The sequence below is a fragment of the Thermogutta hypogea genome, assembly GCF_055386265.1.
Window position 1 is genome coordinate 493,808 of sequence record NZ_AP042425.1, and the last position, 12,083, is coordinate 505,890.

The following is a 12,083-nucleotide window of genomic DNA, read 5'->3' on the forward strand; positions in this document are numbered from 1 at the left end:
CCCCGCAGCCCCATCGCGGCCGCAAGCGCGCCCCGTTGCCGACTGAAGGATCGCAAGCCGCCTGTCTCGACCCCACCCACCCCTGAATGCGCGGCCGGAGAACGACGCGGTTTGTAATTTACGGGCGGCAGCGCAGTCCGGTTCACGCTTGCGACGGGGAAATCAGCCCGGGTGAATCGTGCGGTAATTTCGTGCGGTGCTTGTACGGGCGGCGGCCGTTCATTCGACAGTAAACAAGGAAGGACGCGCACTTGACGCTTGCCCGGGAACTCGGCCGATGCCGCACGGGCCGAGAAATCGCATTTGCGAGTGAAAGCGAGAGTCCGGACGGGCAACTGCCGGCGAACGCCCAACGCGCGGTTGTTTCGCGGCGGGACGGCGATATAATTCCGCGATTCGTACACGCCTTCCGTGCTGCGCCACCCGCGAGGCCCGGTCATGCACAATTCCGAGCCGAAGCTCGTGAGTCCGTTCGGCCGTTTTCTCGGCCCCTTTCAAGAATTTTTCCGGCAGGAGGCAGCCGGCGGCGTGGTCCTTCTGGCTTGTGCCGTGCTTGCCATGGTTTGGGCCAATTCTCCCTGGTCGGCATCCTATCACGAGCTCCTCGCGAGTGTGATTACGGTCAAATGGAGCGGCGTCGGGATCGAAAAGCCGCTGCTGCTATGGATCAACGACGGTCTCATGGCGGTGTTTTTCTTTCTCGTCGGCCTGGAAATCAAGCGAGAGATCACCGGCGGTGAATTGGCCGGCTTTCGCAAGGCGGCACTCCCCGCGGCTGCCGCAGTCGGCGGAATGGTCGTTCCGGCGCTCTGTTACGTCGCGTTCAATTGGGGTGGAGAGGGTATGAGCGGCTGGGCGGTGCCCATGGCGACCGATATCGCCTTCGCCATCGGTGTTCTCGCTTTAGCCGGACCGCGCGTGCCGGTTACCGGCAAGGTGTTTCTGGTCGCCTTGGCAATCGTGGACGACATCGGCGCGGTATCGGTCATTGCGATTTTCTACACGAGCCTCATTCATACCGAGGCCCTGCTCTGGGCAACGGTCCCCCTGCTGACGCTTCTGGTATTGAACCGCGCCGGATGCCGATCCGCAGCTCCGTATGTCGTGGTCAGCGTGGTCTTGTGGTATTTGATTCTCAAATCCGGCGTACACGCCACCGTGGCGGGAGTTCTGGCGGCACTAACGATACCGGGCGGGGGACGCGCCGGTCACGGCCTCCACGCCGAAACCAACGGCGTGACCAAGGATGCAGCAACCTCGCCGAGCGATCCCGGCGACCGCCATTCGCTTCTGGAGCAAATGGAGCACGCCCTCCATCCCTGGGTGGCGTTTTTCATCATGCCTGTGTTCGCCCTCGCCAACGCCGGTGTGACATTGGAATCCGGTTTCCTCTCCGGTTTCGCTCACCCCGTCAGTTTGGGCATCATGACCGGCTTGTTTTTCGGCAAACAGATCGGCATTTTCGGGGCATCGTGGCTGGCTGTGCGATGCAATCTGGCGGAACTGCCCGCCGGCGTGTCGTGGCGCCAAATTCACGGGCTGAGTATCATTGCCGGAATCGGCTTCACCATGTCCCTCTTCATTGCGGCCTTAGGGTTTGGACAAGGACCGCTGCTGGATACGGCAAAAACGGCCATCCTGACGGCTTCCTTGCTGGCCGGCGTCGTCGGCTGGTCCCTCCTGCGGTTTTCGCCCGGTACGCGAGATCCGGCCTGAAACCTCGCCGAAGACCAGCGGCTTACACCGATGAATAGAGGCCCGGACGGGCGAAAAAGCCGCGCAGGACCACTTGCTTCGAGGCACGAAGTTGACGCGGGTCGCGCTTCGCTTCCGCGCGGGACCGGCTTTGTACTCAGGCCACCGGGCCGAGCGGAGCCAAGAACCGCCGGTAAGCCGCCACATCCCCCTGAACGACCAAAACGTACGTTAATGGGGCGTCGTTCCAGGCGGCAACCGCAGTACGGCTCGTTCGCAATAAGGGCCGACTCGGCGCCGCTTGGGGCAACCCGGTCACGGCTTCGGCCAAGGCAAAGAGGGTCGCCGCGTCCCCGGCCGGAGAGCGCATATCGAACGCGACGGCCGGCCGTTGCAAGAGCACCACCGAACGCCACCGGATGTCCGTACCCAACACATCACGACTCAAGCGGTAAGGTTCGGCGGGACGACGTTCCGCCAGCGGGATGCCGGTACCGAAGACATCCTCTTGCGTTTCGAACAGCGTGCCGGCCGATTGCATGAGCGTTCCTGCATCGAGCGGCCGAAGCACGGGGCGCCGTCCCGTGAATTGCAGGATGACCGCAGCGGCGGTGCCGCCCGCCAAGGCCGCGGCGGTCCAGCGGAGCCAACGGCGACGCGGCCAATCGTTCCCCACATCGACGGCTGCGGCAGTTTGCGCCACACCGACCGCGCTGTTGCCGCTCGGAAACTCCCTGTCAGCAGAAATCTCAGCAAGCGGAGATGGGGCTTCCGCCTCGCGCATGACGGCCGCCAAGAGCCGCTCGCGGAAACCCTCGGGCGTCGGGACCGCACGGAGTTGTCGCCGCAGCGCGCGACCGAAGCAGCTCTCACGTTCCGTCTCTTCCGCGGCACCGGCCAAGAACTCGTTGACCGCGAACACGTCGCGCGCCGCCGACTCGGTTTGGGAGTCCCAAGCGGGACCTCCCAGCGAATCCGGTCGGCGGGGCTTGTCGTTTTGCGGTTTATCGCTCATTCAAGACCTCAAAACCCGTCCGTGTCCACCACCGGCCTGCTTCTTTCCAAATTTGGGAGCAACGATGCCGCTCGTCCGTCCCGTTCGCGTCGGTCACCTTCCTGACCGTTATCCCATAACCTCATCAGCGCCGCTCAATCCTGGGTTGACGGCGAGACCGCCACCGGTCCCGCCAATTTGACTCGTAACTGAGCCTTTGCACGAGACAATCGACTCATCACCGTGCCGACGGGGAGTTGCAATTGCTCGGCAATCTCCCGATAGGAAAGCTCTTCGAAATAAAACATCAAAATCACGACGCGATAGTCGTAAGGCAGCTCCGCGAGGGCCTCCTGCAACCGGTCTTCGTCGAATGCCGTGTCGTCGTTCCCGGCGTCGTCGCCGGCGATTTCCGCAGGTTCCGGCAATTCCACCATCGGCAGGACCTGGGACGCCCGCCGCGAAGCCAGGTAGGCATTGCGGGCGACGGCCATCAGCCAAGCCCGGACCTTTTCCGGCTCGCGAATCTGGGTTCCTTTCCGTAAAGCGGTCAAGAACACCTCTTGCGTCAAATCCTCGGCAGCGGAAGCCGAACCCGCAAGACGATACAAATACGCATACACGGCATCCGCGTGATCGCGTACCCAGTCTTCGAGAGTTTTCCGCCAATCCAAGTCGGTCATGAAGACGGTGACACTTGTAACGATGCGCCGGGCGGGCAAATTATTCCCTCTCTAGGACGATTCGCCTCCCGGACGGAAAGATTTTCGATACGGTACGGAAATCTTGGGAATAACCCGGCCTTCCCGCGCATCATACTCTCAGGAGCGACCTATGGTTAAGAGGTCGCGGTACGGTATTTGGTTGTTTGGGTACCCGAATAGGGGGTTACAACAGATGAAGAAGTTTGCTGCGTTGCTGGTCGTCCTGAGCCTGGGTTTGTTCACGGTTGGTTGCCCGAAGCCCGCCGAAAAGCCCGCCGATTCCGGTGCGCCCGCGGCACAGGGTCAGACCGAGGCGGCTCCCGCCGAGACCGGTGGTGCTGGTGAAGCGGCTCCCGCCGAACAAGCCCCTGCCGAGCAGGCTCCCGCCGAGGCCGCCCCGGCTGAAGATGCTTCCGCCAATCAATGATGGTACGGAACGAGTCGGCACGGTTTCGAGCAGCTCGAAATCGTGTCGCGGCGTGCCGGTCGCTTCGTAGGGCGAGTCGCCGACGATGCGACAGAGAGGTGGGTGTTTGAAAGTTGTCGGAAAAAAACGGCGGCGACTCGCATGGGTCGTCGCCGTTTCCTGTTTCTTGCGATGCCGAGTTGATTCATGATCGCCCTCGGCGGTGACCTTTTCGCCGACTGCCGAAGAGCGGTTTAGCCTCATTTTGCCGCGCCGATCGGCGTTTTCCTCCCGAGGTTTTCAGGGGTTGGCCGATCTTGCCGCGGAGTTCCGTGATGCGGTCCCGCAATTCGGCGGCGCGTTCGAACTCTAGGGCCTCTGCGGCGGCGAGCATTTCCGCTTCCAATTCATTCAAGTATTCCTGCGTCACGAATTGATCCGCGTCCTGACGGACCAATTCGTAGGTCTTGGCATGAGCCGCCGCCTCCGCCTCGATTCCACGATGAAGATTCTTGCGAATGGTTTCCGGCGTGATGTTGTGCCGCCGGTTGTACTCCTCCTGCAATTCACGCCGGCGCCGGGTTTCCTCCACCGCCCGCTGCATGGATTCCGTCACCTTATCGGCATACAGCAAGACCTTGGCATTGACGTTTCGAGCGCAGCGACCGATGGTCTGAATCAGGGAGGTCTCGCTTCGGAGGAACCCTTCTTTGTCGGCATCCATGATGGCTACCAGCGACACCTCCGGCAAATCCAGGCCCTCCCGCAAGAGGTTGACACCCACCAAGACGTCGAATTGCCCCGATCGCAGGTCGCGGAGCAGTTCGACGCGTTCGAAGGCGTCCAGTTCGCTGTGCAACCATTTACACCGTACGCCTTGCTTGGTGAAGTAATCGGCCAGATCCTCGGCCATGCGTTTGGTGAGCGTCGTAACCAAGGTGCGTTCGCCCTTTCGGGCCGTCGTCTGGATAACCTCCAGCAAGTGCGGCACTTGATTCCGCGCCGGTAGGATTTCGATCTCGGGATCGAGCAAACCCGTGGGCCGAATCAATTGCTCCACGACTCGGCCGCCGCTTTGCTCCAATTCGTACGGTCCCGGCGTGGCGGAAACGAAGATCACATTGCGGATTTTCCGCTCCCATTCCTCGAAACGCAGGGGTCGATTATCCAGGGCCGAGGGCAAGCGGAACCCGTGCTCCACGAGCGTCTTTTTGCGGCTGAAATCTCCTCCGTACATGCCGCGGATTTGAGGCACCGTCACGTGCGATTCGTCCACGAAGAGCAGGAAATCGTCGGGGAAAAAACTGAACAGGGTGTCGGGGGGGCTGCCCGGGGCACGCCCCGCCAAGTGACGGCTGTAATTCTCGATGCCCGGGCAATAACCCACCTCTTGCAGTAACTCCATATCGTAACGGGTCCGCGCGCTGAGACGCTGTGCCTCCAGCAGCTTGCCCGCCGATTTCAGCTCGGCCACTCGCTCCACCAACTCGGCGCGGATCGATGCCAGGGCGTTCTCGATGCGTTCCTCGGGCAGGACGAAATGCTTGGCCGGATAGATGAACACCTGATCCAGTCGTTCCAGCACCTCGCCGGTCAAGGGATGAACGGCCGACACCTGCTCGATCTCATCGCCCCAGAACTCGATCCGATAGGCGAACTCCTCGTACGAGGGAAAAACCTCCACGCAGTCACCGCGTACCCTGAATTTGCCGGGCTGAAAATCGACATCCGTCCGCTCGTACTGAATATCCACCAACCGCGCCAGCATGGCATCGCGATCGAGGCATCCGCCACGCTGTACCGCGACCATCATCGAACGGTAATCCTCGGGCGAACCTAGGCCGTAAATGCAAGAGACGCTGGCCACGATGATGACGTCCCGGCGCGTCATCAGGGCGCTTGTGGCCGCCAAACGAAGCCGGTCGATCTCCTCATTGATCGACGCATCTTTTTCGATGTAGATGTCGCGTTGGGGGATGTACGCCTCGGGCTGATAGTAGTCGTAATAACTGACGAAGTAGTGGACGGCGTTGTGCGGAAAGAACTCGCGAAACTCCGCGTATAACTGGGCGGCCAACGTCTTGTTGTGCGACATGACCAGCGTCGGACGCTGCGCCCACTGAATGACGTTCGCCATCGTGAACGTCTTGCCCGAACCGGTCACGCCGAGCAGCACCTGGGCACGTCGATTTTCTTCAAGCCCGCGGCAGAGCGCCTCGATGGCCTGGGGTTGGTCGCCGGCCGGATGGAACGGACTGACCAGCTCGAATTCCCGCGATACTCCTACGACGCGTTGCACCGGCAATTCTCCCAGCTTTCAATTCCGGGGACGACCCTCTCCGATCCAAACGAAGCGAAGCCACCCATTCGGCATATCTCCGGCATATCCTGCTTCTATTGTATCCCTCGCGGGCGCCGTTCATGGATGCCGAACGGCTCGGGCGGCGAGGGTTCCCGGGATAGTGGCCCTGCCTAAGGGAAAGGTATAATATGTCTCGGCGCCGCCGGCCGGAAGGAATGGCTTGGGCCGGGCGCGCTGTTGCGCCCTGTCGTTTCTCGGCAGCAAGCGGCAATCCCAGACCGCGCCACGTCGCTCGAGACGGACAAGACAAAGGACCTTGAATATGTCACATCCCCTGCTGCAATCGGAACTCCCCGGCCTGCCGGTCCGCCGTGGCAAAGTCCGTGACATCTACGACCTGGGCGACTCCTTGTTACTGGTAAGTACCGACCGCATCTCCGCCTTCGACTGGGTATTGCCGACGGGCATACCCTACAAAGGACAGATCCTTAACCGCATCTCCGCCTTTTGGTTCAGCTTGATCTACGAACCCAATCACATCATTACCACCAATGTGGACGAGATGGGCTTGCCCCCCGACGTCGATCTTGCCCCACTCCGGGGTCGGACGGCTAAGGTCAAAAAGACTCGGGTCGTGCCCATCGAGTGCGTGGTCCGCGGTTATCTTTCCGGGTCGGGTTGGAAGGAATACCGTCAAAACGGCCGGGTGTGCGGAATTCCGTTGCCGGAGGGGCTGCTGGAAAGCCAGGAGCTTCCCGAGCCGATCTTCACGCCCGCTACCAAGGCCGAGACGGGCCACGACGAGAACATATCGTTCGAACGAATGACGGAAATCGTCGGCAGGGAAACGGCCGAGGAATTGAAACGCCGCAGCATCGCCATTTTTCAGCGGGGGACCGAATATGCCCGCGATCGCGGCATCATCATCGCCGACACCAAGTTCGAATGGGGCTGGTACGACGGCGAGCTGATCCTGATCGACGAAGTCTTGACTCCCGACAGTTCCCGCTTCTGGCCGGTGGAGCAGTACGAGCCGGGACGGCCGCAGATTTCATTCGACAAACAATTCGTTCGCGACTGGCTGGAGCACATCGGCTGGGACAAGAATAGCCCGCCGCCGGAACTGCCGGCCGACATCGTAAGCAAAACCCAGGCCAAGTATATCGAGGCGTTCGAGCGGCTGACGGGAACTCGGTTTCGCCCTGAGTAGTGTCGCCTTGCCGCTGACAGGACGCCCTTGCACTCGACGGCACTTGCCCCGGGCGATTGCCGATGTTTTCCCGCAAACGCCGATCCGCGTCCGGACCGTGTGAGGGAACAAATTCAGGCCGGGGGAGTAGCGCTCCCTAATCTTGCCCATAAACGATCGGGGGTTGGCACTCGTTCGGTGTCTTGCCTGTTGGATTACCCTGTTGGATTACCGGCAAAACCAGCACGGTGCTCTGAATCGGTCTGTGCCGTTTTCGGGGGATTGAATAAAATAGGCAAGTGTACGTTGCCGGTGGGTCCTACTCTTCGGAGTGCCGGACTCGTTCAACACCATCGGCAAGTCATGGCCCATGATAGGGCGGGACGATCCGGGACGTGCTCTCGCCGCCCATCATGGCGGACGAAGCGGTGGCGCGGCACGAGCGGCGTGCCGTGATCGTACCCGATCAGCGGCCCCGCGCGTTCTTGTTTATAAGCGTACTAACGAATTCGGATCCAGGCATGCTTCGATATTGGACGGCTGGCGAATCTCACGGAAAAGGCATCCTGGCGGTGGTGGACGGTTTTCCCTGCGGGATCGCCCTCGATACCGGCGTCATCGACCGGGAGCTGGAGCGGCGGCAGGGCGGCTACGGTCGCGGCGGACGCCAGCGATTGGAGCAAGACCGTGTCGAGGTACTCTCCGGGACCTGGCGTGGGGTGACCCTGGGCAGTCCGATCGCCCTGTGGGTCAAAAACAACGATTACAAGATCGAGAAGATGGAGGACCTCGATCGCCCCCGGCCGGGGCACGGGGATCTGAGCGGATCCATCAAATACCTCACGTCGGTCCGCGCCATCTTGGAGCGGGCGAGCGCCCGCGAAACGGTGGGGCGGGTGGCGGCCGGGGCCTTGGCCAGACAACTGCTCACCGCCGTGGGGATCGACGTCCTCGGCTACGTCGTAGCTCTGGGACCGGTCGATCTGCCCCCTAGGCAGGGCAGCCTCGAGGAACTGCGTGCGATTCGCGATCAGTCGCCCCTTTACAGCCTCGCGCCCGAAAAGGACGACGAAGCCGTCCGGCTCATCGACGCGTGCCGCAAACAAGGCGACACCCTGGGCGGCATCGTCGAGGTCCGCGTCGAAAACGTGCCCTTCGGCCTGGGAACGCACGCCCAGTGGGACCGCAAGCTCGATGGCCGCTTGGCGCAGGCCGTGATGGCCGTCCAGGCCGTCAAAGGCGTGGAAATCGGTCTCGGGTTCGAGGCCGCGCGGAGGTTCGGTTCCGAAACCCACGATCCCATCGCGTACGATCCGAATCGGGCCGCCGAGCGGTGCTTGGGGTTTGTTCGGCCCACGAACCGGGCGGGCGGCATCGAGGCCGGCATGACCAACGCTCAACCCATCGTGATCCGCGCGGCGATGAAACCGATCAGCACTTTGGCCAAGCCCTTGGAGTCGGTCCATCTGCCCACCAAGCAACCCCAAGCAGCGGCCTACGAACGCAGCGACGTCTGCGCCGTGTCCGCCGCCGGCGTGATTGTGGAAAACGTCGTGGCCTTCGAAATCGCCGCGGCGCTGGTGGATAAGTTCGGGCAGGATAACATCGAAGAGATCCGCCGTCGGATCGCACTGTTTGAAGAGATGGCTCGAAGCCGATAAGTCGCATCCGCCCGCACCCAAGGTCGTCGGATTGCGGCCGAGAAAAACCCTCATGACCGCACGGAGGCGGCTCATGCACGAAGGAACCCGACGTCTTCTCTATCTGGGCGGATTGCTTGCCGCCTGGTTGGTGCCCGGCCTGGCGATCCTCGCAATCCTCTTGGGCCGTCACCGACCGGCGTATCGCGACGGGTGGCGCATGCAACTGACTTCGGCGACGGGGATGCACGCCGAGTTCCCAACGTTCGAACACCCGCTGCCGAGCATCGTTCGATTCCCGCGGGTATCTTTCCGCGATCCTCTGTACGACCAACTTCAAGCCGACTTCGAATCCTTGGTCGTGACGGCAGGTACGACTCACAAGTGGAATGCCCGGACGGAGAGCGTCCTTTTGGATGTTCGCACGCTTCGGGCGTGGTGCGATCGCCTCGCGGCCGAATTGACGCAACCGAGCACGCATACGCCGCCGTCTTGGCAAATCTCCGCCGATCGCGTCATCATCCGCCGGCAGGACGAAGTCCTTTGGCGCGGCGCGTCGTTCCGGGGTTGGACGGCGATCGAGGATGGCCGGCCCGTATATCGGGCGACCTGCCGTGCCGCCGGGGACGATCCCCAGCTCCCGCCGGTCTCGTTTCAACTCGTGGTCCGGCGTGGGAACTCCCAGAATACGGAACGTATGACGATGATGGATACCGGCGGTCGCTTTTTGCCGCTGGAGTTGTGCCGCGCAGCGCTCGGCCGAAATCCGCAAGTCGCTCTCGAAGCCCAAGCCGAGTTCAAGGGGGCGATGATCGTCCGTGGGACGGAAGGTTTACCGGCGGACACGCCGTTCGCGCCCGATCCGATCTTGGAGGAAACCGTGATCTCGGGGGAGCTGCGCTGCGTTTGGCACCAACGGGCCAATCCGGCCGACGGCGAGCCGAGAAGCGAGAAGTCGGGCATGATGCGCATTCAGCTAGACCGCTTGCGGCTCCGGAACGGTCGCGCCGTGGATGGGGCGGCAAGCGTCGTGGAGGCGAAGGGCATCTCGTCCGAGGCCGTCAGCGGACTGTTCCACCGATTGCTCGGCGATGATGCCATCAGCGGCCCGTCGGACAACCCCGCCCCGCTCGGTCGTCTCCCCAGTGGGCGATGACGGACTCGAACCGCCGACATCCACGTTGTAAGCGTGGCGCTCTAACCAACTGAGCTAATCGCCCAAACGCGATTGGAGCCGATTCCGTACCGTTAAACGTGGCAAGCTCTACCGAGATTCTCCGCCGTCGTTTTTGGGACGCGGGGCCAACATGTCTTTCAGCCCGTCCATGATCGGCAGATTCAGGCCGCCGCTCAACTCCTGGAGCAGTTCCGCATGGCGAGCGCGGGCCTTGCGTACCGCATCCCGCATCGCGCCGACGAGCATCTCCTCCAGCAGCTCTTGCGACTCGCGGCTTAAGAGTTGCGGCTCGATGGATACGCCCCTCGGCTCCATCGTGCCATCCAATACCACTTGCACCAGCCCGCCCCCGGCCGCACCGGTAAACCGCTCTTGCGAAAGACGCTCGCCCAGCGATTTGACACGATCGCTGATCTCCTGGGCGTTGCGCAGCAAGGCGGCGAGGGATGAAAGCTCTTTCAGCACGGGCGGAGTCTCCCAAATACGTGCTCCACGGCCGAAACGGATCCCGCGGCCGTCCAGCCCGGTCGGTCACGGGATGCCAAGGGCGTCCGGGCGCCGGCAGGGGGCCAAAGGCGAACGGGCGGAGCTGGGGTGCTAATGGCGTCACGCGCTAGATTTTACACCATTCTGTCCCGCGGTCGTAGCCCCGCCCCAGCACGGAGCGCCCCAGCGTAAGAGCCACCAGCGTTAGCTGGTGGTGAGTTCTAGAGCCACCGGCGTAAGCCGGTGGTGAATTCTAGAGCCACCAGCGTAAGCCGGTGGTGAATTCTAGAGCCACCAGCGTAAGCTGGTGGTGTATCCTGGGTTGTGTTCGAGACACCTCCAGCTCACGCTGGAGGCTCCAGCAGATTACCCGAGCCACCGGCGTAAGCTGGTGGTGAGTTCCAGCGCTGGCGTCAGCCGGTGGTGCGACGCTGACGTCGCGACCGAAGCGAAACGAGCCGCCGACGGCAGTCGGCGGCTCGCGAACGTTTGCTAGTGCTCCACCTCGGGCTTACGCCCGAGGCTCAAAGCGCCAGCCGAGCCTCAGGAGGCTCACGGTAGCGCCCGGGAATCGGATCCCAGAACGCCAACCTCACGCCTTACGGCGGCGGACGAAGCCCAGCCCGGCCCCGGCCAGCGCCAACGACGCCAAACCGATCATTGAAGCCGGCTCGGGGACGTAATTGACGCCGTAATTGCCAGAATCATTGGTCAATATAAATCCGTTACTGTTGAAGATAGTTGTGTTGAGGACCTGCGTACCCTTCTTGACAAGCGCACCCTCATGCCCGGGTATTCCGAAGAGTTCTTTAAAGTCCGATAGATTGATCCCGGGGGCAGCGTATGTCACGGACAACTTTGCATTCACATTCAGCTTAATTCGTCCGCCATTTGTCAACTCACCACTGTTGGACGTTTCAAACAAATCGGATTCGTTGCTATTCAAACCGAACGCAAACAAAACGTTGGCATTGTTGGATACTTCTGTGATCGCAGACTGCAATTGAGTAACCGAGGCGAATACGTCTTCGTCCCCCCACGGAAGGTTGGTAATAGCGGAACTTGCAGTCCCGGCAAACTCGACAACAGCCGCCATGGCATTGGTTCCGGTAAACGCCGTTGTGCCAAGTAAGCTATTTAATTTAGCCTCCGCAGGGTTATACGACCATTTAAATGGATCGTTGGGATCGAGTTGCGTACCAAAGGTGACCGCATAAACCATATAAACCTTTCCTAACGTCGAAACAGCGCTTAAGCCACCAGGCTTAACGGTACTAATCTCTATCAAACCCCAAGCGATATCCCCCACCTGGGGGGTGTTGTTAGAGTGCGAAACTCTTTCGATGACCCCCAAACTATTATCGTTCAAAACGTCATTCGCCGTGTTGCCGGATGCCAGAAGGCTCATTAAACCACCCTGGCTAACAGATGCGAATCCAGCGAGAAAAGCAAAACTTAATAACATAGAAACGCGCTTCATAGTTTACTCT

Annotated in this window: 10 protein-coding genes and 1 tRNA gene; 5 read left to right on the forward strand and 6 right to left on the reverse strand. The window is 61.4% G+C overall.

Translation table 11 applies throughout. The features are described 5' to 3' along the window. Positions 1-438: 438 nt before the first annotated feature. Complete coding sequence (gene nhaA / locus ACZ5B4_RS01615; RefSeq protein WP_464912695.1) at positions 439-1,716, forward strand: Na+/H+ antiporter NhaA; 1,278 nt, start codon at positions 439-441, stop codon at positions 1,714-1,716. Between the two features lie 136 nt (positions 1,717-1,852). Here the strand turns inward: nhaA and ACZ5B4_RS01620 are convergent, their stop codons facing one another. Together ACZ5B4_RS01620 and ACZ5B4_RS01625 are read right to left on the reverse strand one after the other, a co-directional pair. Further along, entirely contained in the window at positions 1,853-2,710 is an 858-nt protein-coding gene (locus ACZ5B4_RS01620; protein ID WP_464912696.1) for a hypothetical protein, read from the reverse strand. A gap of 134 nt (positions 2,711-2,844) precedes the next feature. Beyond that, positions 2,845-3,372 (reverse strand): RNA polymerase sigma factor, encoded by a 528-nt coding sequence (locus ACZ5B4_RS01625; RefSeq protein ID WP_464912697.1) that lies wholly within the window; start codon positions 3,370-3,372, stop codon positions 2,845-2,847. Between the two features lie 214 nt (positions 3,373-3,586). Between ACZ5B4_RS01625 and ACZ5B4_RS01630 the strand changes: the two genes are divergently transcribed. Then, on the forward strand, positions 3,587-3,820 hold the full coding sequence (locus ACZ5B4_RS01630; RefSeq protein WP_464912698.1) for a hypothetical protein: 234 nt from the start codon (positions 3,587-3,589) through the stop codon (positions 3,818-3,820). 184 nt (positions 3,821-4,004) lie between these two features. Here ACZ5B4_RS01630 and uvrB read toward each other — a convergent pair whose 3' ends face one another. After that, on the reverse strand, positions 4,005-6,098 hold the full coding sequence (uvrB, locus tag ACZ5B4_RS01635) for an excinuclease ABC subunit UvrB (RefSeq protein WP_464912699.1): 2,094 nt from the start codon (positions 6,096-6,098) through the stop codon (positions 4,005-4,007). Positions 6,099-6,423: 325 nt separating this feature from the next. Between uvrB and ACZ5B4_RS01640 the strand changes: the two genes are divergently transcribed. From ACZ5B4_RS01640 to ACZ5B4_RS01650, 3 genes are all read left to right on the forward strand, one after another. Beyond that, positions 6,424-7,311: a phosphoribosylaminoimidazolesuccinocarboxamide synthase gene (locus ACZ5B4_RS01640; RefSeq protein WP_464912700.1), complete on the forward strand. Its 888-nt coding sequence runs from the start codon at positions 6,424-6,426 to the stop codon at positions 7,309-7,311. Positions 7,312-7,811: 500 nt separating this feature from the next. Beyond that, the gene (aroC, locus tag ACZ5B4_RS01645; RefSeq protein ID WP_464912701.1) at positions 7,812-8,951 is read left to right on the forward strand and encodes a chorismate synthase; all 1,140 of its coding nucleotides are present in this window, start codon (positions 7,812-7,814) and stop codon (positions 8,949-8,951) included. Between the two features lie 73 nt (positions 8,952-9,024). Beyond that, positions 9,025-10,086, forward strand: coding sequence for a hypothetical protein (locus ACZ5B4_RS01650; protein ID WP_464912702.1), 1,062 nt, complete (start codon positions 9,025-9,027; stop codon positions 10,084-10,086). Here ACZ5B4_RS01650 and ACZ5B4_RS01655 read toward each other — a convergent pair. From ACZ5B4_RS01655 to ACZ5B4_RS01665, 3 genes are all read right to left on the reverse strand, one after another. Continuing rightward, positions 10,077-10,150: transfer RNA gene (locus ACZ5B4_RS01655), tRNA-Val, on the reverse strand. The genes ACZ5B4_RS01650 and ACZ5B4_RS01655 overlap by 10 nt on opposite strands. Before the next feature lie 44 nt (positions 10,151-10,194). Next, a complete protein-coding gene (locus ACZ5B4_RS01660; protein WP_464912703.1) occupies positions 10,195-10,572 on the reverse strand; it encodes a YbaB/EbfC family nucleoid-associated protein in 378 nt (125 codons plus the stop codon). A gap of 613 nt (positions 10,573-11,185) precedes the next feature. Beyond that, positions 11,186-12,073 (reverse strand): PEP-CTERM sorting domain-containing protein, encoded by an 888-nt coding sequence (locus tag ACZ5B4_RS01665; protein ID WP_464912704.1) that lies wholly within the window; start codon positions 12,071-12,073, stop codon positions 11,186-11,188. Between the last annotated feature and the right edge of the window lie 10 nt (positions 12,074-12,083).

Coding starts and splice junctions, on each gene's coding strand:
- nhaA (WP_464912695.1), top strand. CDS start 439: ATGCACAATTCCGAGCCGAAGCTCGTGAGTCCGTTCGGCCGTTTTCTC.
- ACZ5B4_RS01620 (WP_464912696.1), bottom strand. CDS start 2,710: ATGAGCGATAAACCGCAAAACGACAAGCCCCGCCGACCGGATTCGCTG.
- ACZ5B4_RS01625 (WP_464912697.1), bottom strand. CDS start 3,372: ATGACCGACTTGGATTGGCGGAAAACTCTCGAAGACTGGGTACGCGAT.
- ACZ5B4_RS01630 (WP_464912698.1), top strand. CDS start 3,587: ATGAAGAAGTTTGCTGCGTTGCTGGTCGTCCTGAGCCTGGGTTTGTTC.
- ACZ5B4_RS01640 (WP_464912700.1), top strand. CDS start 6,424: ATGTCACATCCCCTGCTGCAATCGGAACTCCCCGGCCTGCCGGTCCGC.
- aroC (WP_464912701.1), top strand. CDS start 7,812: ATGCTTCGATATTGGACGGCTGGCGAATCTCACGGAAAAGGCATCCTG.
- ACZ5B4_RS01650 (WP_464912702.1), top strand. CDS start 9,025: ATGCACGAAGGAACCCGACGTCTTCTCTATCTGGGCGGATTGCTTGCC.
- ACZ5B4_RS01665 (WP_464912704.1), bottom strand. CDS start 12,073: ATGAAGCGCGTTTCTATGTTATTAAGTTTTGCTTTTCTCGCTGGATTC.